This is a genomic window from Acinetobacter sp. YH01022 (assembly GCF_013420235.1).
In the GTDB taxonomy this organism is placed as follows: Bacteria; Pseudomonadota; Gammaproteobacteria; order Pseudomonadales; family Moraxellaceae; genus Acinetobacter.
In genome coordinates this window covers 42133-63288 of the sequence record NZ_VOYP01000018.1, presented here as the reverse complement: position 1 = coordinate 63288, position 21156 = coordinate 42133, and the positions used below count along the sequence as shown (strand labels likewise).

Annotated in this window: 21 protein-coding genes and 2 pseudogenes; 4 read left to right on the top strand and 19 right to left on the bottom strand. The window is 41.5% G+C overall.

Annotated elements, in window-relative coordinates; translation table 11 throughout:
- Positions 1–118: pseudogene (locus FTT87_RS08450) on the top strand (IS30 family transposase); the annotation flags it as partial.
- 68 nt (positions 119–186) lie between these two features.
- Positions 187–651, top strand: a complete 465-nt coding sequence (locus FTT87_RS08445; RefSeq protein ID WP_180044574.1) for a MarR family winged helix-turn-helix transcriptional regulator — start codon at positions 187–189, stop codon at positions 649–651.
- A gap of 10 nt (positions 652–661) precedes the next feature.
- On the opposite strand, the gene FTT87_RS08440 is transcribed toward FTT87_RS08445, so the two are convergent.
- The 5 genes and pseudogenes from FTT87_RS08440 to FTT87_RS08420 form a co-directional block, all read right to left on the bottom strand.
- Complete coding sequence (locus FTT87_RS08440; protein WP_180174687.1) at positions 662–1321, bottom strand: SOS response-associated peptidase family protein; 660 nt, start codon at positions 1319–1321, stop codon at positions 662–664.
- A gap of 53 nt (positions 1322–1374) precedes the next feature.
- Positions 1375–2832, bottom strand: a pseudogene (locus FTT87_RS08435) (aldehyde dehydrogenase family protein).
- A 139-nt stretch (positions 2833–2971) separates the two neighbouring features.
- Positions 2972–5134 carry a malate synthase G gene (locus FTT87_RS08430; protein WP_180174686.1) on the bottom strand — a complete coding sequence of 721 codons (2163 nt, stop codon included), beginning with the start codon at positions 5132–5134 and terminating at the stop codon, positions 2972–2974.
- Between the two features lie 361 nt (positions 5135–5495).
- A complete protein-coding gene (gene zapE / locus FTT87_RS08425) occupies positions 5496–6644 on the bottom strand; it encodes a cell division protein ZapE (protein ID WP_086195462.1) in 1149 nt (382 codons plus the stop codon).
- A gap of 96 nt (positions 6645–6740) precedes the next feature.
- A complete protein-coding gene (locus FTT87_RS08420) occupies positions 6741–7748 on the bottom strand; it encodes an AraC family transcriptional regulator (protein WP_180044571.1) in 1008 nt (335 codons plus the stop codon).
- A gap of 184 nt (positions 7749–7932) precedes the next feature.
- Here FTT87_RS08420 and FTT87_RS08415 point away from each other — a divergent pair, with 184 nt between their 5' ends.
- Together FTT87_RS08415 and FTT87_RS08410 are read left to right on the top strand one after the other, a co-directional pair.
- Positions 7933–9417, top strand: a complete 1485-nt coding sequence (locus FTT87_RS08415) for an NAD(P)/FAD-dependent oxidoreductase (RefSeq protein ID WP_257221630.1) — start codon at positions 7933–7935, stop codon at positions 9415–9417.
- Positions 9418–9466: 49 nt separating this feature from the next.
- Positions 9467–10375, top strand: a complete 909-nt coding sequence (locus tag FTT87_RS08410; protein ID WP_180174685.1) for a lysine exporter LysO family protein — start codon at positions 9467–9469, stop codon at positions 10373–10375.
- Between the two features lie 127 nt (positions 10376–10502).
- Here the strand turns inward: FTT87_RS08410 and pyrF are convergent, their stop codons facing one another.
- The 14 genes from pyrF to FTT87_RS08340 all read right to left on the bottom strand — a co-directional run bounded on the left by pyrF (position 10503) and on the right by FTT87_RS08340 (position 21152).
- Entirely contained in the window at positions 10503–11183 is a 681-nt protein-coding gene (gene pyrF / locus FTT87_RS08405; protein WP_180041640.1) for an orotidine-5'-phosphate decarboxylase, read from the bottom strand.
- A gap of 237 nt (positions 11184–11420) precedes the next feature.
- The gene (locus tag FTT87_RS08400) at positions 11421–11786 is read right to left on the bottom strand and encodes a lipopolysaccharide assembly protein LapA domain-containing protein (RefSeq protein ID WP_086195466.1); all 366 of its coding nucleotides are present in this window, start codon (positions 11784–11786) and stop codon (positions 11421–11423) included.
- A gap of 21 nt (positions 11787–11807) precedes the next feature.
- On the bottom strand, positions 11808–12110 hold the full coding sequence (locus FTT87_RS08395; RefSeq protein WP_180041642.1) for an integration host factor subunit beta: 303 nt from the start codon (positions 12108–12110) through the stop codon (positions 11808–11810).
- A 160-nt stretch (positions 12111–12270) separates the two neighbouring features.
- The gene (gene rpsA, locus FTT87_RS08390) at positions 12271–13947 is read right to left on the bottom strand and encodes a 30S ribosomal protein S1 (protein WP_086195468.1); all 1677 of its coding nucleotides are present in this window, start codon (positions 13945–13947) and stop codon (positions 12271–12273) included.
- Positions 13948–14053: 106 nt separating this feature from the next.
- The gene (cmk, locus tag FTT87_RS08385; protein ID WP_086195469.1) at positions 14054–14737 is read right to left on the bottom strand and encodes a (d)CMP kinase; all 684 of its coding nucleotides are present in this window, start codon (positions 14735–14737) and stop codon (positions 14054–14056) included.
- A gap of 17 nt (positions 14738–14754) precedes the next feature.
- Positions 14755–15186: an SRPBCC family protein gene (locus FTT87_RS08380; protein ID WP_086195470.1), complete on the bottom strand. Its 432-nt coding sequence runs from the start codon at positions 15184–15186 to the stop codon at positions 14755–14757.
- A 58-nt stretch (positions 15187–15244) separates the two neighbouring features.
- Positions 15245–15766: a tRNA adenosine(34) deaminase TadA gene (gene tadA / locus FTT87_RS08375; protein ID WP_180041644.1), complete on the bottom strand. Its 522-nt coding sequence runs from the start codon at positions 15764–15766 to the stop codon at positions 15245–15247.
- A 4-nt stretch (positions 15767–15770) separates the two neighbouring features.
- A complete protein-coding gene (locus tag FTT87_RS08370; RefSeq protein ID WP_086195472.1) occupies positions 15771–16895 on the bottom strand; it encodes an enoyl-CoA hydratase/isomerase family protein in 1125 nt (374 codons plus the stop codon).
- Positions 16892–17605, bottom strand: coding sequence for a uracil-DNA glycosylase (gene ung, locus FTT87_RS08365; RefSeq protein WP_086195473.1), 714 nt, complete (start codon positions 17603–17605; stop codon positions 16892–16894). Before ung ends, FTT87_RS08370 begins: the two co-directional genes overlap by 4 nt.
- 48 nt (positions 17606–17653) lie before the next feature.
- Positions 17654–18250 carry a 6-carboxytetrahydropterin synthase gene (locus FTT87_RS08360; protein WP_180041646.1) on the bottom strand — a complete coding sequence of 199 codons (597 nt, stop codon included), beginning with the start codon at positions 18248–18250 and terminating at the stop codon, positions 17654–17656.
- Positions 18251–18422: 172 nt separating this feature from the next.
- A complete protein-coding gene (gspK, locus tag FTT87_RS08355) occupies positions 18423–19370 on the bottom strand; it encodes a type II secretion system minor pseudopilin GspK (RefSeq protein ID WP_180041855.1) in 948 nt (315 codons plus the stop codon).
- An 18-nt stretch (positions 19371–19388) separates the two neighbouring features.
- A complete protein-coding gene (gene gspJ, locus FTT87_RS08350) occupies positions 19389–20072 on the bottom strand; it encodes a type II secretion system minor pseudopilin GspJ (RefSeq protein ID WP_180041649.1) in 684 nt (227 codons plus the stop codon).
- Positions 20069–20464: a type II secretion system minor pseudopilin GspI gene (gspI, locus tag FTT87_RS08345; RefSeq protein ID WP_368737324.1), complete on the bottom strand. Its 396-nt coding sequence runs from the start codon at positions 20462–20464 to the stop codon at positions 20069–20071. Before gspI ends, gspJ begins: the two co-directional genes overlap by 4 nt.
- 127 nt (positions 20465–20591) lie before the next feature.
- Positions 20592–21152, bottom strand: a complete 561-nt coding sequence (locus FTT87_RS08340; protein WP_180041653.1) for a type II secretion system protein — start codon at positions 21150–21152, stop codon at positions 20592–20594.
- Between the last annotated feature and the right edge of the window lie 4 nt (positions 21153–21156).

Sequence of the window (21156 nt, the reverse complement as noted above, 5' to 3'; positions counted from 1 at the left end):
AAACGAACAAATAGAGCAGATAGAATTTGCACTCAACCATCGTCCTAGAAAAACACTAGGTTGGCATACACCGAGTGAAGTTATGGCTGGTTTTTATACTGTTGCACTTGCCGCTTGAATCCGCCTTTTCTAAAAAATGTTGAAGCAATAAATTATAAATAAAAAATTAATGGGAGAAAATAAACAATGCCCAAGAAATATAGTAGATTTTTACTTCTATCTGGTGAAAATTTTGATTTAGGAGATTTCCCCTACTACTGGATTACTCAAGTTCATGCACAAAGTGTAAAAAAACTAGATCATGCACTGAAAAAATATGGTCTGGACAATTCACGTCGCCGTATTTTACTGTCACTAAAATCCAAACCTCATGCCAGCGTCTCAGACCTCTCCGAAATGGTCATTTCCAAAATGTCGACCACCACCAAAATCGTCTATCGTTTAAAAGATGAAGGACTAGTTGAAACCTATTCATGTGAAGATGATGCCCGGATTACCCGAGTTGTCTTAACCGAGAAAGGACAACGAATGACCCTGAAAATTAAAGATCTGAGCAATATAGTTCTCAAACAATCTTACCAAGGCCTAACTCCATTACAAATTGAAAAAATGATGGAAAGCCTGCAACATATTTTTAAAAATTTATCGTAATCATCTAAGCTTAATCGAAAAAATTAAGTTGGGGACTAATTTTTTCGATTTTTGCCTTTGGAACATGTGAACATTCAAAATCTACCTCCGGAAACCCTTCTACGAAAGAATGAATATCTGGTGAGTTCAAACTTAACCATTCCTCTAAACGCTCGTGAGGAATAATAATCACTGAGCGTTTTACATTTCCGGGTTCATGAAAATCTTTCATCATAGGGTGATTTATAGCATCCATCGTAAGCATGGTTGCTGAACGAATAATTTCATCTCCAATTCGGCAAATTTCATAGAGCGCTGCAATATAAAAAGCATGGCCGTCCTTTCGGCGTACCCCCCAACGTTGAGGCTTATTCTCAATATATTTTGACTCATAAAACTCACTCACCGGCATCACGCCAAATTTGCATTTTGAAGCAGCATTTATAAATGTCGGTTTTTGTAGCAAAGTTTCATTTCGAGCATTATAGGTTTTTAGGGCAATAGTTTTATCTTCAGCCCATTTAGGTACCATCCCAAAACCAACCTTACGCCACTCCAAACCTTGCGCTGATTTGAACAGCAAGGGCAACTCATAATTTGGATAGACCTCATCCGGATATTCAAAAGGAATATCCGGAAGATTCAACTCACGAAGCTGCTTTAAAGTAAGCGGTTTAAAATTAGCGCACATACAATAAGACTTAAATTAAAACTTATTGCATTATAACTTTAATCACATCATTTCTACTTCACATGACTATTCGGAAGCGTTAACCAATGTGTACGGCTGAACTCATCCAATATCCACTGTCCATTAAACCGTCCCAAGCCTGAATTTCGCTCTCCGCCAAAGGGTGCATTCGGCTGATCTGCCACGGTTATGGAATTGATATGTGTCATACCTGCATCAATCTGCATTGCAAAACGAGTTCCGCGCTCGAGATCGGTGGTACATACTGCGCTGGATAGCCCATAGGCTGTGTTATTAGCCAAACGCAAAGCATCGGCTTCATCTTGAGCCTTAATGATCGGTAAGACTGGCCCAAAACTTTCTTCTTTGGCTAAACTGGATTCAGGATTGACATCAATAAAAATATGCGGTGGCACCATATTATCTTGAATATCACCTCTCACGATAAGTTTAGTCCCCTCTTGCAGTGCCTGAGCAATAATGTGTTTTATTTTTTCAACTTGTGCCCCATTAATAATCGGGCCAATGAGAGTATCCTCTTGCTCAGGGTCACCGTAGACAATGTTTTTAGTGCGAATGACCAGTTTTTCAACAAAAGTATCATAAACTTTAGCATCGACAATCACCCGATTGGTACTCATGCAAATTTGTCCCTGATGCAAAAAACGTCCCACCACAGCGAGTTCCACTGCCAGATCCAGATCAGCATCATCCAGCACCACTAAAGGCGCATTACCGCCCAGTTCCAGTGCTATTCGCTTCAGATGGCTACCACCAACTGCCAATTGCCCAACACGTTTTCCAACTAAGGTTGAACCTGTAAATGAAATCATTTTAGGGGTATCGTGCTCAACAAAGTAATCCCCTATTTCACCACCTAAACCGGCAACCACACTGAATACCCCCTCAGGGAGACCCGCTTCTTCAAAAATTTTGGCAAGTAGCATTCCTCCTGTAATAGGTGTATCACTTGCAGGCTTTAACACCACACAATTTCCAATTGCTAGGGCTGTGACTACAGAACGCATACTAAGATGAAATGGAAAGTTCCAAGGACTAATTACTGCAATCACGCCGAGCGCTTTTCGTACTACATGGCTTTTGCGAGTAGGGTCTATAGATTGCAATTTCTGGATTTCCATTCTTTCAGGAAATGTGATGGCCTCATTGATAATACCCAATACAGCATCTACTTCAATATTGGCTTTAAAACGTGTGCTGTCAGACTCCTGAATGAGCCAGTCAATGATTTCTTCGCGTCTATTTTTGACCACATCCAAAACTCGGAGGATAATGTTTTTACGCTTGGATGGAAGCGTTTGCGACTAGGTAGCAAAACTACGCTCTGCAGCCGAATAAGCACTATCCACATCGACAAGGCTGGCAGCCTGCAATTTTAAAATAAGTTCTTGAGTATAAGGATTGAGATTATGAAGCGTATGGGTTGACGTTCCTTTTAGCCAATGTCCTGCTATAAATTGTTCATCATTAAATTGATAAGCTTGCATCATCAAATCCTTTAGTTATTTTGCTTTGAAGATTAATGTATAACTGAATGTATTAAAGTGCCAGAATAAAAGAATTTTTGTTACTTTTAGACAATAAAAAAGCCTCCGAAGAGGCTTTTTTATGTAGCTTGATTACGCAGGATTAATCACCTGTGTAACCTTTTAATTTCAAACGGTATGCATGAAGTAGCGGTTCAGTATAACCAGAAGGTTGTTCAGCACCTTTAAAGACTAAGTCATATGCAGCTTTGTAAGCACAGCCATCAAAACCTGGTGCCATTGGTGTGTAAGCTGGATCATTTGCGTTTTGCTCATCAACCACTTTAGCCATACGTTGCATCACTTCTTCCACTTGCTCTTTGCTTACAATACCGTGACGCAACCAGTTTGCAACGTGTTGAGAAGAAATACGTAATGTCGCACGGTCTTCCATCAAGCCAACATCGTTGATGTCTGGCACTTTAGAACAACCTACACCCAGATCAACCCAACGAACTACATAACCCAAAATACCTTGAAGGTTATTTTCAAGCTCTTTAGTTTTCTCTTCAGCAGTCCAGTTAGTATCTGTTGCTAAAGGTGGAGTTAACAAGTCATCTAATGATAACGGCTGAGTATTCAACAATTCTTTTTGACGCTCAGACACGTTGCATTGATGGTAATGGATCGCGTGAATCACAGCGCCAGATGGAGACGGAACCCATGCACAGCTTGCGCCAGCTTCTGGATGCTCAATCTTGGTTTTGTACATATCTGCAAGCATATCTGGTTTTGGCCACATGCCCTTACCAATTTGCGCCTTACCACGTAAACCTGCTTGAAGACCGATCATCACGTTACGGTTTTCATAAGCCGGGAACCAGATTTGTGACTTCACTTCACCTTTACGAACAAATGGACCTGCTTCCATAAACGTATGGATTTCATCGCCTGTACGGTCCATGAAACCGGTGTTAATGAAGATGGTACGGTCTTTCGCCTGAGCGATAGAGTTTTTCAGGTTCACAGATGTACGACGTTCTTCATCCATGATGCCGATTTTTAAAGTTTTCGCAGGTAAACCAAGTGCCTGTTCAGCACGTTCAAATAACTCAACTGCAAATGCAACTTCTTCTGGACCATGCATTTTTGGCTTCACGATATACATAGAACCTTTACGCGAGTTCTTGATCGTGTTTTCGCCTTTAATGTCAGCAAAAGTCAATAACGGCGTGATTAACGCATCCATGATACCTTCGTAGATTTCTTGACCATCTACCAAGATCGCAGGGTTTGTCATCAAGTGACCCACGTTACGAAGCAACATCAATGAACGGCCATGAAGCGTCGTTTCACCACCAATCAGGTTTTTATGAGTACGGTCCTGGTTCAATGTACGAGTCACGGTTTTACCGTTTTTCTCGATTGATTCAGAAAGTGTACCGCGCATCAAGCCCAACCAGTTACGGTAGCCTTCAACTTTCTCTTCAGCATCTACAGCTGCGATAGAGTCTTCCAAGTCTTGAATGGTGGTTACAGCAGCTTCAAGTACAAGATCTTTTACGCCAGCAGCGTCAGTTTGACCAATCGGGCTGGTTGCATCAATTTCAACAATAACGTGTAAGCCATTGTTTAAAAGTACGATTTCAGTTGGTGCAGCTTCATCACCATTGAAACCTACAAATTGCCCTTCTTTTGCTAAACTCGTTGTTGAACCATCTTTTAGCGTCACAACTAATTTTTTGCCTTCAACCGCATATTTGGTTGCATCTGCATGTGAACCATTTACCAGAGGGAAGGTTTCGTTTAAGAAGTTTTTAGCAAATTCGATAACTTTTGCGCCACGAACCGGGTTATAGCCCTTACCTTTTTCCGCGCCACCTTCTTCAGAGATTACGTCGAAACCGTAAAGCGCATCGTATAGAGAACCCCAACGTGCGTTTGCCGCATTCAAGCAGTAACGTGCATTACGCACAGGTACTACCAATTGCGCACCAGCCAATAATGCGATTTCTTCATCTACATTTTCTGTGCTGATTTGGAAATCTTCTACTTCTGGTAATAAGTAGCCAATTTCAGTAAGGAAAGCTTTGTAAGCTTCGAGTTCAAATTTGTTGTTGCGGTGCCATTCATCAATTTTAGCTTGAAGGTCATCACGCTTAGCCAATAGTGCTTTGTTCTTTGGACTAAGATCGACAACGACTTGTTCAAAGTTTTTCCAGTATGTTTCACTGTCCAAACCAGAACCTGGTAATGCTTCATTTTCGATGAAATCGTAAAGTTCTTTAGCAATCGCTAACTTGCCTTTTTGAATACGTGCAGTCATTGTCTTTCCTGATATTGCTACTTTTTATAACAAGAGATTCTAGTATACCGATTTATACCTAGCTGAATAGTATTATCACATTCCTAAATAATGATCATTTTCTAATAAATGAATGTAAACATCACTCAATAAAATAAAGATCACAAATGCAACATTATTATCTGCCTGAATACCTTTTTATAGTCTATAAAGTTTTTAAAATGTCGAAATTAGACTTAAGTGCAGAATTTTGTTTTAAAACCAACCAAAAACGCTATTTCTATCACTGTCGAGCAAAGATTAAGCCACGAATAGAACAAAATGTCGATAAAACACTCAAACAATTTATGTAAAAAAAAGCGCCTGTTTAGGCGCTTGATCTTTAGCTGGCTTCTGAGGCCGACCCCTGTATTTGTCTATGTTCAGAGTTCAGATAATCATCAGACTGCATTTCCAGTAAACGTGAACGTGTGCGTTCAATTTCAAAGGCCAGTTTTTCGCCTTGATAAATGTCAATAATACTGTCTTCCGAAGTCAGCAATAGTTTGACCCCACGATCGTAAAACTCATCGACCAGATAGATAAAACGGCGTGTACCTTCCGATAGATAATCGGTCAAATGCGGCACATTACTGACCAGTACAGTATTATAGATATTGGCGATTTCAATAAAGTCAGCCGGACTGCGCGGTTTTAAACACAGCTCTGAATATTCACACCATAACACATCTTCAGTATGACCAATGGTTTCAACAATACGGTTATTGATGATAATCGGTTCTTGAGATTGGGTTTGAGTCTGGGTTAAAGCAGTAAAGCGCTGCGCAATCCAGAGTTTATGCTCATGTGTTAATGGATGTTTAAACAGTTGTGCCTGTTTCAGCACACGTAAACGATAATCCACGCCGGCATCCACATTGAGAACTACACAATGTTTTTTCACCATTTCAATGGTAGGTATAAAACGGTCACGATGGATTCCATTTTTATATAAACCATCGGGTGCAATATTTGAAGTCGCCACCAAGGTAATGCCACGGGTAAAGAGTTTCTGGAATAACTCGCTCAGAATCATGGCATCTGTGACATTGGAAACAAAAAATTCATCAAAACAGATGACCACTGCCTGCTGGTAAATCTGGTCTGCAACCTGATCCAACGGATTTCGCTGCCCTGATAATTTATTCAGCTCACGATGTACATGTTGCATGAAATGATGAAAATGCATGCGCGTTTTACGGCGAAACGGAATCGACTCAAAAAACTGGTCCATTAACCAGGTTTTACCTCGCCCTACACCACCCCACATATATACACCTCGTGGTGAGGTTTGACGACGAAAACGGCGAAACGCTTTTTTTGAAGCTTTGAAACGCTGAATCAACTCTTGCCAAACGCGATCCAACTCATGTACAGCTTGCGCCTGCGCCTCATCCGGCATGAACTGACCAGACGCGATGGCCTGTGCATAGCGCTCCGCAGGTGATAAGGGAATAAAGGCTGTACTGTGCTTAGAATTTAAATCTGACATAGGATTGAATACTATTTTAGGCTATTGAAAGTATAGCGAAGGTTGAGGTGAAATATATAACACTTTGGCATTAATATACTTAGGCTATTTACAAAACTACTTAAAGTACTGGCGTGGACTTTGTCCAAACCAGCGTTTAAAGGCATGATTGAAAGCTGCAGGCTCTGAATAACCCAGCAATTCTGCAATCATTTCAATGGAATATTCTTTATATTCCATCAATCTTAATGCCTTGTCTTTAATCAATTGTTCACGTATCTGTTTATAACTGCTTTGTAACTGTTGCAGTTGATGCCGCAACGTACGTTCTGGAATTTGCAGCGCTTGTGCCGTCTCTGCCATGCTAGGCATTACACCTGCTTGCAGCTCCAGATAATCTTGCACACGCTGCACCAGGGAGGGTACAGATTTATTCATCTTTAAACGCTCCAACTCAGCAATACATTTGCTCTCATAAAGATTAAAGGTCATTTTATCTGCTGAAGGAATTTGTACATTTAACACAGCATCATCAAACCAGAATTCTGCAGACTCGGCAGTAAACTGTAATTCAGCACCATAGTAATCCTGATAGACATCTAGATCCTGCTGATTTTCAGGCAGCACAAACGGCAGTTCAATCTGCATTCGGGGAATACTTAAGCCCATCATGTTATACAGATCTTGAATAAATTTATAAGTTCCCGATATTTCACATTGTGCTCGCAACAGTCCGAGATCACTGTTTAAATCTTCAGGTACATAGCACAAAGCCATCTTTTGAGCTTTATATTTTAAACTCAACACACCTGTTAAATGAGTTAATGCCTGATAGCGAATCCCCTGCTCTAAAGCAGTACGGATATTTTCACTGGTAACCAATAACATCAGTAAAGGACCATAACCCGCAAGTGCATAATGCTGCCCAATAAACAGACCTTTTTCTGGTGCCACATCCTGCCCAATAACTTTAAGCACATCCCATTCCAGACCTGGATGAATAATTGAGCTAGGATCCAATGCATCCGCACGCAGTCCAATACTTTGAAGTTTTGGATCAACAGCAATCCCAGCTTTACGCATGCCTTGAATTAAATACATCAAGCCGAGAATGGAACGTTTCATAGCAGGATCACATCAAAATAACTTCTTAATTTTTACTATAATTTTTCATGCTTGCAAATTGCCGAAACTATCAATTTTTCTGTCATGGCTATCATGTCGGTTATCTCACCCTTGCTATAAGATACAAAAATAATAGAAGCAATAAGGCCAATAAAAAATGCACAATCAAACACTGCAGCAATCTATGCCAACACAAACAAAAATCGCTATCATTGGTGCAGGCTTTGGCGGTTTGGCGATGGCTATACGTCTACTACAAAGCAATATGCATGATTTTGTGATCCTGGAAAAAGCCAGTGATGTAGGGGGAACCTGGCGCGAAAACCAATATCCCGGTGCAACCTGCGATGTCCAGTCCCATATGTATTCCCTTTCTTTTGCCCCCAAAAGCGACTGGTCAAAACGCTATGCTGAAGCACCCGAAATCTTTAAATATATACAAGATTTAGTCACTGGCTTTAACCTGGAAAAATATTGCCAATTTAATCGTGAAGTTCTGGCTGCCCAATACAATGAACAAAGTTGTGACTGGAAACTCATCCTCAATAATGAACAAACTTTAATTGCTCAATTTGTGGTTTTTGCATCCGGCCCTTTACATGTACCCCATATCCCTCATATCAAGGGCATTGAAAAGTTTCAGGGTAAAGTTTTTCATTCCTCACAATGGGATCACCAATATGACTTGACAGACAAAAATGTTGCTTCAATTGGGACAGGTGGGAGTGCAATTCAATACATTCCAGAAATTGCAGCTAAAGTTAAGCAACTCTATGTGTTCCAGCGTACTGCGGCTTGGGTCATTCCTAGAGATGAACGCCGCTATTGGAATGTTGAAAAGAAATTATTTAAAAAACTAGACTGGTTTAGGAAACTGCACCGGGCACGCTTATATTGGTCCAATGAATCTCGCGTGGTTCCCATTGTTCAACCTGCAGTGATGAAATACACCCAAAAACTGGCAGAAGCTTTTATCAAGTTTCAGGTCAAAGACAAAAATCTGGTGCAAAAACTGACACCTGATTACATCATGGGATGCAAACGTATTTTGGTATCCAATAAGTACTATCCCACTTTTAACCGAAGCAATGTTGAACTGGTGACCGAGGCTATTCAGGAATTTACTGAAAACAGCATCATTACCAAAGATGGCAAAGAACGTAAGATTGATTGCTTAATTTATGGAACCGGTTTTATTACCGATCCACGCATCTATCTAAAATCATTTCAATGTAGTGGTGAACACGGACAAGATTTGCGCGGTGCCTGGCAGGAGGGTGCAGAAAGCTTCTATGGGATGTGTACCAAAGGCTTTCCCAATTTATTTCAGTTGCTGGGACCTAATACGGTTTTGGCACACAACTCCGTGATTTTTATGATTGAATCTCAGGTGAACTATATTCTACAAATGATTGAACTGGTTAAAAACACGCAAAGTCATGCCATTGTGGTTAAAGATCAGGTACAAGACCGATTCAACCAGCGTGTACAAAAATTGCTTGATGGCACAGTCTGGCAATCTGGCTGTGTGAGCTGGTACCAGCAAGATAGCGGCAAGAACTTTGCCCTGTGGCCTACTTATACCTGGAAATACTGGCTACAGACAAAAAAGCTTAATCCTGCTGACTTCCGTCTGCTAAATAAAACAGCTGGAAGTCGTGCAGCCTAAATATTTAACGGTCATAATAAACAGGTATTTATTAGCTGCTTAATTCTTTATGCAATCCTTTTGGTTGATTTTCCAGTTACTGCTTTGTTTAGTGCTCGGATTTGTTTTGGCAAGACGCTTACCTCACTGGCTTGTGCATCTTGCTTTTAAGATTCTGCCCTATTTTACCTATATTCTGCTGATTGCTATTGCCATTGAATTTAGGCAAACATTACATACGATTGCTCAGCCTTGGCAAATCCTGAATCAGGCCGCTGTTTTAGCCATACTCACCAGCCTCGGCGCATTCCTCTGCTGTTATGTGTTATTCAGGCTTTTGGGTTATCAACCGAGTCACGGCAAAGTGTCTATGAGCCTTGTGAGCAAATCCCTGATCAATATCAGTTATGCTTTTATTGCCTTACTATTAGGTTATGTACTTTCTGAATCTACAGCCTACATGGGCTACACATTGCATATAAGTACCTGGAACCTATTACTGGCGTTCATGTTCATGATTGGCTTGGATCTTGCCTATTCACCCTTAGACCGATCCTGGCTGAACTGGAAAATTTTACTGGTGCCATTGGGCTGTATAGCCGGTTCACTACTGGGTGCTTTCGTTACAGCTACACTGATTCAAGACATCAGTTTAAAAGATCTCATCATGCTGTCCCAAGGTTATGGCTTTTATTCCATGACTGGTATTGTGGTCACAGAACTCAAAAATGCCCATCTTGGTAGTATTACACTGATGAATGACCTGTTTCGAGAAATATTGGCAATTGTGTTTATGTATATTATCGGTTGGCGTTATCCACGCTCTGCAATTTCTTCAGCAGGAGCAACAGCAATGGATGTCACTTTGCCGATGGTAAAACAGGCCTGTGGCAATGATTTTATTCCACACGCCATGGTCAGCGGCTTTATTCTTTCTATACTAGCGCCCATATTGGTGAGTGTGCTGGCAGCAGTTTAATTTTTATATTTATCCCTCACCTACCTCATCTCCCAGAAGGAGAACTTGTCCATTTTTACAATAATGAGACGTTCTCTCTCCCTTTGGGAGATGAGGAGTACTGCTCCGCAAGGGAGAGGGTGTAAAGTTACAAGGTCGCCAAAATATCTTTTAGCATTTGACGCGGATTGTCCGACTTGGTAATTGGACGGCCAATCACCAAATGTGTAGAACCATCCAGCATGGCTTGCTTAGGGGTGACAATACGTTTCTGATCATCCGCAGCTGAACCTGCCGGACGAATACCAGGAGTGACTAAAGCAAAGCCCTGGCCTAAAATTTCACGCAGCATTTTGGCTTCCTGAGCAGAACAAACCACCCCATCCAGACCACTTTCCTGAGTGAGTTTTGCAAGACGTTGCACTTGTTCAAATGGTTCAACATCTAAACCAATATCTTTTAAATCTTCACGCCCCATTGAAGTCAGTACAGTCACTGCAATCAGCTGCGTATTATAGTTACCGGCTTTTAATCGCTCTACACAGGTTTCCATCATCTTACGGCCACCTGATGCATGCACATTCACCATCCAAACACCTAGGTCTGCTGCTGCACATACGGCTTGAGCCGTAGTATTGGGAATATCATGAAACTTCAAGTCCAGGAAAACTTCAAAACCCTTGTCATGTAATGCCTTTACCACATTTGGGCCTTCATGAGTAAATAGCTCTTTACCAACTTTCACCCGACATAATGCAGGGTCTAACTGCTCTGCAATCGTTAATGCGTCATATTGGCTTTTAGCATCCAGTGCAACAATGATACTCAAGAGACTTACCTTCGCTCAGACAAAAAAGAAAGCTTATTATAAAAGGTATTCCAAGGTTTAACAAAGTGATAAAAAATTAGTTCATTGACGTTATTGCTTTAAATTTTCCTTATAAGGTTAGCTTGTAAAAATAAAAAACACCCTGAAGCATTTACTTTAGGGTGTCCCAAAATTTATTCAATGTTTCGGTTTCAAGCTGGCTGGCTAAAACCCAAACATTATCACTAACACACAGCACTACAAGGGATTAGACGAACGATCATTCGAATGAATGTCTAAAACTGTTTTTTCATGTCTGCTATGAGCTGCTGCCTCAGCTGCTGCCAGTTGTGCCGCCTGTATTTGTTCTTTTCGAAGATGTTCGATGTCTTTACGTAGTCGCTTAATTTCCCAATTATTTTGAAATACCCGGAAAATTTGTACCCCTAACAACAAACCCAATGCCACACCTAATGCCAAGGTTAATAACAGCAATAAACCTAAACGCATTGCCGGTACCTGTGTAAACAATAGGTCAACTGAAAGTTCAGTACCATTTTGCAGCACAAGAGCCAATGAATAGCCAAAAAGTACAATGAGCAATGCGACTAAAATGTAACGCATAAACACCCCATAAATTTTTTATTACTGTACCGATTCGTTTACTGCATCACGCAATGCTTTGCCAGGTTTAAAATGCGGAACTGCTTTCGCAGCTACTTCAACAGATCGACCTGTTTTAGGATTACGCCCCAAACGTGGATCACGGTGATGCAAAGCAAAACTGCCAAAACCCCGGATTTCAATACGATTATCAGATGATAATGCGGCTATCATTTGATCAATCATAATCTTAACAGCTTCTTCAACCAAAGGTTCTGCCAAGTGTGGATTTTTTAGGGAAATTCGCTCTATTAAGTCAGACTTATTCAGTGCTTCAGTAGTCATCTGCGACCTCTTTAATTATCAAGCTACTTTGTAGATGAAACGATAATAACCTGTTTAAATACAAAACGGTAGCGTAATAAGTTAATACTACGCTACCGTTTACAGTATTTGTGTAAAAAGTATTAGTTAATTTACATTAACAATACATTTTAACATCTACTTAGTTACCCATTTGAGCTTTGATCAAATCACCAATAGTCTTAGGACCATTGTCTTGACCAGCTGCAGCTGTTTTCAAGTTAGCAACCGCTTCTTTCTCTTCAGCTTCGTCTTTCGCTTTGATAGACAAGTTGATAGAGCGAGATTTACGGTCTACATTGATAATCTTAGCTTCAACTTCTTGACCAACTTCAAGGAACTTAGTTGCATCTTCAACGCGGTCGCGGTTGATTTCAGATGCTTTAAGAGTCGCTTCAACTTCGTCAGCTAACTTAACAGTAGCGCCACGAGCGTCAACTGCAGTTACAGTACCTTTAACAAGCGCACCGCGTTCGTTAGCAGCCAAGAAATCGTTGAACGGATCGCTGTTCATTTGTTTGATACCAAGGCTGATACGGTTACCTTCAGCATCTACAGACAGGATAACTGCTTCAACAGTGTCACCTTTCTTGTAACGACGAATCGCTTCTTCGCCTTGTTCGTTCCAAGAGATGTCAGACAAGTGAACTAGACCATCGATACCGCCTGGTAAACCGATGAAGATACCGAAATCAGTGATTGATTTGATCGTACCTGAAACTTTTTCGCCTTTGTCGTGGTCTTTAGCAAACTCTTCCCATGGGTTAGCACGAGTTTGTTTGATACCCAAAGAAATACGACGACGTTCTTCGTCCACTTCAAGAACCATAACATCAACTTCGTCACCGATCTGAACAACTTTAGATGGGTGGATGTTTTTGTTAGTGTGGTCCATTTCTGAAACGTGTACTAAACCTTCAACGCCTTCAGCGATTTCAGCGAAACAACCGTAGTCAGTCAGGTTAGTTACGCGCGCTTTAACGATAGAACCTTTAGGATAACGGTTCATGATCGCTAACCATGGATCTTCGCCTAATTGTTTAAGGCCTAAAGATACGCGGTTACGTTCGCGGTCGAATTTAAGTACTTTAACAGTAACTTCTTGTCCAACTTCAACAACTTCTGAAGGGTGCTTGATACGTTTCCAAGCCATGTCAGTGATGTGAAGAAGACCATCGATACCGCCAAGGTCAACGAACGCGCCGTAATCAGTAAGGTTCTTGATAGTACCAGTAACTGTTTGACCTTCTTCAAGCTGAGCAAGAAGAGCTTCACGGTCAGCTGAAGATTCAGCTTCCATAACAGCACGACGAGATACAACAACGTTGTTACGTTTAGCATCAAGTTTGATTACTTTGAATTCTAACTCTTTGCCTTCAAGGTGAGTTGTATCACGGATAGGACGAGTGTCTACCAAAGAACCTGGCAAGAACGCACGAACTGGACCGATGTCAACAGTGAAACCACCTTTAACTTTACCAGAGATAACACCAGTAACGATTTCGCCGTCTTCAAAGATTTTTTCAAGTTTAGTCCAAGTTTCAGCACGTTTCGCTTTTTCACGTGATAAAACTGTTTGACCCATACCGTTGTCAAGAGCTTCAACAACAACATCAACAGTATCGCCAACTTGAACTTCAAGTTCACGTTGGTCGTTTAAGAATTCAGCGCGGTCAACAATACCTTCTGATTTAAGGCCAGTGTCAACTGTTACCCAGTCAGAGTCGATATTTACTACAACGCCTTGGATGACTGCACCCTTTTCAACGTTGAGGTTTAATTCGCTTTCTTCAAAGAGGGCTGCAAAAGATTCGGTCATGATATACCTGATAAGTCAGCGGTCTTGGATCAGACAAGGCCGGTTTAATTAAGCTTCCACATAGTCCGTAATAAACTGATCTAGCTATGCTTTTGCTGAAAATTCGTTAATTGGCTAACTGCTTGTCGACAAAATGGGTCATCAATTTGAATACTTCATCGATATTCAATTCTGAACTATCAATAATATATGCATCTGCTGCCGGTTTGAGTGGGGCGACCGTGCGCTCCATATCTCTTTTGTCTCGAGCTTGTATATTAGCTAAAATGTCGTTCATTTTAACATCTAGCCCCATCCCCTGCAACTGCTTTACTCGTCGCTCCGCTCGGGATTCAGCCGATGCAGTCAGATAAATCTTGGCTTGCGCTTCAGGGAAAATGGACGTTGCCATATCTCTACCATCTGCAACCAGCCCCGGGGCTTGTGCAAATGCACGTTGACGCTCCAATAGCGCCGCTCTAAGTTCAGGAACTACCGCAACTTTTGAAGCAAACTCTCCTACTCGTTCAGTACGAATGGTTTGAGTAACGTCTTCACCATCAAGCTGGACCACCGTACCTGACTCAGTTGTAACAAACTTTATGTCTAAATTTGTTGCAATTTTTACGCATTGCTCCAGTTCAGAATCCAGGCAATCGAGTAAATCCTGTTGATGTAATGACAGCCCGAGCAGACGATATAGAGCACCCGAATCAAGCAGATGAAATTGATAATGTGCTGCCAGTTTAGCCGCAAGTGTGCCTTTCCCGGAACCACTCGGCCCATCTATGGTAATAATTTGAACTGTCATTAATTTTCCACTTTACCCTATACAGTTTTAGCTAATTTCGAAAAACCTAGTTTAATCGCAGATTTAAGCTGTGCAAGGATTAATTTACTGATAAAAGGTGCACGTGCCTGCAATTCAATGGTATAGGTGACCAAGGTTTTGTCATCATCTTTAGCCTCAAACTCGATAATGCCCAAATGGTGTTTTACCAAAGGGTTTTTCACAATCTGGTATTCGATACGCTGATTCGGTTCCAGCAAGGTAATCTGTTCCCGTAAAGGCTTGACGGGACCAAAACCCATACGGCGTACCGAGCCCACACCATCCGGACGCTCAGGATCATTGGAGTCTTTAATCCGTTCAACCTGAATCGGTGCAAAAGCCACATTGTAGGTGGCATGCTTTGATAGCAAATCAAAAACCTGATCGATGGGTGCGTTAAATTCTTTTTTTACTTGAATAGAATTCATGACTTATCCTGATTTTTATTGACAATACTCATTGTCATTATAGTTTATATGATTTTAATTAATGATTTTGATTATTTAGAGATTTTTCTTGTAACTTCTGCAATTTTTTTTGCTCACGGCGCATCTTGAAAAAATTGCTGAGCTGCTGGGAACACTGTTCTTGCATACACCCTGCCTCATACTCGAAAACATGATTGTAGTAACCGGTTTCAAATAATCGACGCATGCTAATTAAGGAACCTGCTTTCGGTTCAGTTGCACCAAACACGACCTTGGAGACCCGTGCATGAATCAAAGCCCCAACACACATGGTACACGGCTCTAAAGTCACATAAAGTACCGCATCTTCAGGTAATCGGTAGTTATTCAGATTTGTACAGGCTTGGCGTAAAGCCTGAACCTCAGCATGAGCCGTGGGATCATTTAAAGAAATGGGTGCATTATGTCCTGCGCCAATAATCTGATTTTGACTGACGATGACTGCACCCACAGGAATCTCCTGTTTTGAAGCGGCAATAGCAGCCTGCTTATACGCAAACTGCATCCAGTATTCGTCAGTCAATTGTGTAGCATCAGTCATCTGCTTAACTGATGATACCGTAATGCTTCAACAGATCATTCCAGCTTTGAATATTGGTCACAGGCGGACAGTCAGACAAGATGGTTTTTAAAGAGAAATCACTGCCTTTTATCCATTCCGGAGACAGGTCTTTATCAACCAGACGCGCCCGTACACCTTCGACGAAATCAGGGTGACGAATCTTCCAGTTGGAGATTTGCGTTTCAAGCTCAAAAACTTCATTCCAAGAATGAACACGCTTGCCCCACTGCCATAATAACCAGGTTAATGCTGCTGTAGTAGGCGAACCTTTTTGCAGATTTTCACTCGCTTGACGAAGCCAATCACTGCGTGCATCACTCAGCCCAATAATAGATTCATAGTCATGTTCAAAGTTCACCCCACGGCAAACGCTATGAATGACATCCAGTGAATTTTGTAAAGGTCCGGGACCTACCGGACGGTGCATACTGTTTAAAGTATCATCAATGGCACGAAAATCTCCTGCCGGATAATGCCCCCAATCAATATTCAGCACTTTGTCCAGCACATTATCACGCTGTGCATCACAAATATGGGTTGCCCAGCCAATCCCATATGCACCGGCAGAGGTCATAATGGAACCAGTTAAACCAGTAAACAGACCAATCGCGCCTCGATCGGCCAAGAAGCGTGTCGCACCGACATCCGGATACAGGCCGATATTAATTTCAGGCATTGCCAAACGCGAATAAGGCGTCACCAGGCGGAATGGTGCAGCCATAAACAGGCCCAGACCACCACCCATTACATAACCTTCACCCCAAACCAGTACTGGCTTGGCATAGTTATGCAGCAATAAATCTAGCGCATATTCTTGTTCAAAGAATTTGTTTGCGGTTGCAACTTCATCATTAATGACCAACTGACGAAGTTTACGGACATCACCACCAGCACAGAAAGCCTTCGGGGTGGTCGAATCCAGCCAGATCGCTTTTACCGCATCATCATGGTGAAAATCTTGGAACACTTCTAAGAGTGCAGTAACGATAGATTCATCCAGAGCATGTAGAGATTTCGGCCGATTCAGGCGAACAATGCGCCAGCCGTTGATTGCTTCCTCTACAATCAGATCAGGATGATAACTTTTTAGTTCAGGAGATTGTGTCATGCGTCCAGCTGCCAATTGATCGGCTCAATGCCATTTTGTTTCAGATAATTATTTGCTTTTGAAAATACTTTACAACCAAAAAAACCACCACGATTTGCTGACAAAGGAGAAGGATGTGCAGCTTTCAATACTAGGTGTTTATTTTGATCGATACGTTGTCCTTTACGTTGTGCATAGGCTCCCCAAAGGATAAACACGATATGTTCACACTGCTCATTTAAAGCATCAATCACATGATCAGTAAAATCCTCCCATCCACGTTTCTGGTGTGATGTCGGTTGTCCTGCTTCAACAGTCAATACCGCATTGAGCAATAACACACCTTGTTCAGCCCAACGGGTTAAATCGCCATGCTTGGGAACAGGAATACCCAGATCAGTATTTAATTCATGGAAAATATTACGTAAAGATGGCGGTAATGCAACCCCTCTTTGTACTGAAAAACTTAATCCATGTGCCTGATTGGGCCCATGATAAGGATCCTGACCCAGAATAACGACTTTAACACGGTTGAAAGGTGTTGTATTTAAGGCATTAAAAATGAGTGAATTAGGGGGATATATAATTTTATCGGCATGTTTTTCAGTCAGCAAGAACTGTTTTAGATCATCCATTTTGGCACTGAGCAAAAAATCGCTCAATGCATTTTTCCAACTTGCATCTAACTGGATTTTATCGAGTTTAGCTTGCTGTTGTTCCGTTAAAGACATACTTGCTTCCTATTTTTTTTTGACCAGCCCAAACTTTTTTCATTTTCTTCAAATTTGTACTTGAAGATCGACCGCTGGATTCTGGAATTTAATGCCTTGTTGTAATTTTTCATACATTCCAGGATCTGCCCATTCCGCTTGGACCTGTTCAGAAAATACAATCTGGTCAAGACTGAGCACACCCATTTGTTCATTTTCAATATCTTCAATAAAGCTTTGCGCATAACCGGTATCGGTTTCATGCACAATCACCGAATAAACCTCTACGTCGCCTTCCCCATTTTGGGTAATGGTCGATGCAAGCACCTGTTGTGCCAGATAGAAGAAAATGCGTGAGAACTGTTCTGCAGAAGGTGAAACAGGTAAAGATACCCAGCGGGCACTAAATTTTTTGCAAGCGGCAATATATTCAGCATCATCATATTGCCAGAAGCAGATCGCATGATCAAAACTGTCAAAAATATCTTTGATTACGCCTTTTAATAATCCGAAATCATAGACCATTTGACCATGATCAAGCTTGGACGCTTTAAGCAACAATTCAACTTTATAGCTATGACCATGAATCGAACGCTTACAGCGATCCGATGTGCAGTTTCGCACAATATGAGCATTTTCAAACTTAAATAACTTACGAATTAACATGTGCCGTGATGCAATCAAAAATCTGTGAATTAAATTTGATTATAAAGCAAAAGTGAAAGTTATAAAGCAAAAGTGAAATTCTGAACATTAATTTTACTGTTCAATAGCATTGGAGAAACACATGCCGTTGAATGGATGTGTTTCTCATTTTTCATCATATCTCGGGATCTAATTAGAATGGAGCCATACTACGAGATGCGATATACACCGACTTATCTTTTCGTACCAGATCACTACTGAACTGGCGTTTACGTCCGCTGAGCTGCACTTCAATTTTGGCTTTAAAATACGCAGATTTTACATCTAGCAAATTGCTTGTCTCACTTCTCACATCAGCACCGACCTGACTAAACGGCTCAATACCCCATAACTCATTCACACTGGAAAAATGCTCCAACTTGGCTTGATGCTGTTGCAATGCCTGTTGTACCGCCTTGATATCCAGCTTGGGATCAAGACTGGCCAACAGCATTGCCGGAGCTGTATTAATGTTTATCTTGCTATCCATGGTTGGAACAGCACTGACATAATCAGCAATTTGCTGATATTTTTTTCCCTCAAAGCCACGTACCAGTTTCAGTTCTTCCACATTATGGAATTTACTGTTTGCCGGTAAATAACCTTGTGCCAATCCCTGATAATAACTGGCTTCTGCACCCATCGAGCCAATGGTTTCATTATCGGCATCTTGCCAGTCAATCACTGCCTCAGTTAACTTTTCAGGTAATCCCACACGTAGCAGCAGTTTTTCAAACCATGCTTTTGCCTGAGGATTGGGCGTACCATCCATATTCACCAAGCTGTTTAAATTAAATTTGCCTGATTGATCCTCTAAAGTGCCCGCAATAAAACCGTCCTCTACAGGAAAAGCCGGCATCGGTTTGGCCCAGTTTTCCTGTAAATGATCAATAGCACCAGCATTTTCAGCATCATCGACCAAAAGCTCTGAAAAAAAGGCTTCAGCACTTTTGGCATATAGCAAGGATTGATTTTGGCGCATTAAATATGCCGTATTTTCAGCTGTATTGGCCTGTCTTTTGGCAATGGTCGCAGCCAGGATGGTGGCTAATGCCACCATGACCAAAATCGTAATTAAGGCAACACCCTGTTGCGACTTTATGTTCAATTGGACCAAACCTTATAATGTAGAGTTATTTGTATCGCTATTTGCATTGTTATTTGAAGTGCCAGTTTGCTGTTTTAAATAATCGGTATTTAATAAACTGAAAATCCACTCATAGGACACATCTTTGACGGTCAGTTTAATTTTAATGCCCCTCGGCAAGATCTGTTTTTGTGTGACATCGTTTAAATCTACCTGACCCTCTGGCCATGCATTGAGTTCATTCGGATTCAACACCACAATTTGAAACTGGTCAACATCATTTAACAGCACACTGGATTCAGGCTGATCCCGCCCTGTACTGTTTAAATTACGGTATTTCAGTCGGTACAGTTTCTTTTCATCGGCACGATATTGATATTCCACACGCTCGTCCGGAGAAATACCTTGCTGTAAAGGATCAGTGACCCCGGTTTTACTAAAATTAAATCGACCATTTTGCAAAACCAAAGCAGGCTGAATATCGCCATTGATATTGGCATTCAGTGGCACAACCTGAACGGTGTCACGCAGAATTTGCTGGTAGGCTTCCTGCAGCTGACCCAAATTGATCTCATGTTCAGCATTACGGTCTTTGACTTTAATTAAATAATCAAAGACTTTCCAGCCCAATGCGGAAAGCACACTAAAGATGGCAATTGCCACCAAAAGTTCAACCAAAGTGAAACCTTTTTTATTTTTCGTAGTCTGCTTTTTCATGCTTTGGCCTTCGGGTTGAAGAAAACCAAATGCGTCACTCCCGATTCAACCTTGCCACTTTTCACATTAAACAAACTGACCTGTACTTCTATGCGTTGTACATTTGGACTAATGGTCAATTGCGCAGATTTGTCAATTTGCCAAGTTTCACCTTGCTGGGTGACCTGTTTGGATTGGGTTCCCTGCAACCATTCCTGATTGATTTCCATCACGGCGACTTCATTCAAGGCCACGAATTGCGCCTTGGTTCTTAAAATGGCATTGGATGTTGCCTGGGTGTATTGCATCGCCACTTTGGTAAAAGCAATTGCAGCAGTGGCAAAAATCGCCAAAGCAACCATGACTTCCAGTAGCGTAAAACCTGAGCAGCGATGAGTGAAACGCTGTTTCACCGCTGCGCAAGACAAAGAGCTATGCTCGGCATGCACATGATTAAGTCGAGTAACACTCGACCTGAACGGTGTCGCCTCGCAAGAAAGTCCGAAAGCTTTATTTGGAGAGCCGTGATGCCTAGAGTATCTAGCTTGCATTGATTTTACCCAGATGATCAATCTCGATTTCTTCGCCAATCGGACGCTGTTCAAAATAAAATTGAATTCGTACCGGCTTGGTCTCACCATTGCCCAGCCACAACAGCTGCGGTGCATTCGAATTCAATAAATCCTCATTATTGGCATTTTCATAAGCATGATCGAGTGAAGTGATGCTAAAAGAAACATGCTCGGGTAAAGCCCTTTGAGCAAATTCCGCATATGGTTGCCATTTTTTGTTTTCTTCAACAATTTGCGGGGCTACGGTTTGAATGGAAGGAATGATGTATTCAACCACCCCGTAACGGAATGGTGATACATCTGTCGCGCTGTGCACATCCAGGGCGAAAATGCGCGCCTGATCATTGGCTTCACGGTTAATCCTGCGTAAATCCATAATAAACACTTCCCGTGCCTGCATCGCTTTACGCTGGTCTACCACGTTAATATTGGTCAAAATTAAAGAAGCCATGATTGCCATAATCACAATGACCACCATCAACTCGATTAAGGTAAAACCACGAACTGATAATGGTCGGATTGGCTTCATAGCA

What these genes read in the sequence shown, in the direction of transcription:
- FTT87_RS08445 (WP_180044574.1), top strand. Translation starts at nt 187, where the DNA reads ATGCCCAAGAAATATAGTAGATTTTTACTTCTATCTGGTGAAAATTTT.
- FTT87_RS08440 (WP_180174687.1), bottom strand. Translation starts at nt 1,321, where the DNA reads ATGTGCGCTAATTTTAAACCGCTTACTTTAAAGCAGCTTCGTGAGTTG.
- FTT87_RS08430 (WP_180174686.1), bottom strand. Translation starts at nt 5,134, where the DNA reads ATGACTGCACGTATTCAAAAAGGCAAGTTAGCGATTGCTAAAGAACTT.
- zapE (WP_086195462.1), bottom strand. Translation starts at nt 6,644, where the DNA reads ATGTCAGATTTAAATTCTAAGCACAGTACAGCCTTTATTCCCTTATCA.
- FTT87_RS08420 (WP_180044571.1), bottom strand. Translation starts at nt 7,748, where the DNA reads ATGAAACGTTCCATTCTCGGCTTGATGTATTTAATTCAAGGCATGCGT.
- FTT87_RS08415 (WP_257221630.1), top strand. Translation starts at nt 7,933, where the DNA reads ATGCCAACACAAACAAAAATCGCTATCATTGGTGCAGGCTTTGGCGGT.
- FTT87_RS08410 (WP_180174685.1), top strand. Translation starts at nt 9,467, where the DNA reads ATGCAATCCTTTTGGTTGATTTTCCAGTTACTGCTTTGTTTAGTGCTC.
- FTT87_RS08400 (WP_086195466.1), bottom strand. Translation starts at nt 11,786, where the DNA reads ATGCGTTACATTTTAGTCGCATTGCTCATTGTACTTTTTGGCTATTCA.
- FTT87_RS08395 (WP_180041642.1), bottom strand. Translation starts at nt 12,110, where the DNA reads ATGACTACTGAAGCACTGAATAAGTCTGACTTAATAGAGCGAATTTCC.
- rpsA (WP_086195468.1), bottom strand. Translation starts at nt 13,947, where the DNA reads ATGACCGAATCTTTTGCAGCCCTCTTTGAAGAAAGCGAATTAAACCTC.
- cmk (WP_086195469.1), bottom strand. Translation starts at nt 14,737, where the DNA reads ATGACAGTTCAAATTATTACCATAGATGGGCCGAGTGGTTCCGGGAAA.
- FTT87_RS08380 (WP_086195470.1), bottom strand. Translation starts at nt 15,186, where the DNA reads ATGAATTCTATTCAAGTAAAAAAAGAATTTAACGCACCCATCGATCAG.
- tadA (WP_180041644.1), bottom strand. Translation starts at nt 15,766, where the DNA reads ATGACTGATGCTACACAATTGACTGACGAATACTGGATGCAGTTTGCG.
- FTT87_RS08370 (WP_086195472.1), bottom strand. Translation starts at nt 16,895, where the DNA reads ATGACACAATCTCCTGAACTAAAAAGTTATCATCCTGATCTGATTGTA.
- ung (WP_086195473.1), bottom strand. Translation starts at nt 17,605, where the DNA reads ATGTCTTTAACGGAACAACAGCAAGCTAAACTCGATAAAATCCAGTTA.
- FTT87_RS08360 (WP_180041646.1), bottom strand. Translation starts at nt 18,250, where the DNA reads ATGTTAATTCGTAAGTTATTTAAGTTTGAAAATGCTCATATTGTGCGA.
- gspJ (WP_180041649.1), bottom strand. Translation starts at nt 20,072, where the DNA reads ATGAAAAAGCAGACTACGAAAAATAAAAAAGGTTTCACTTTGGTTGAA.
- FTT87_RS08340 (WP_180041653.1), bottom strand. Translation starts at nt 21,152, where the DNA reads ATGAAGCCAATCCGACCATTATCAGTTCGTGGTTTTACCTTAATCGAG.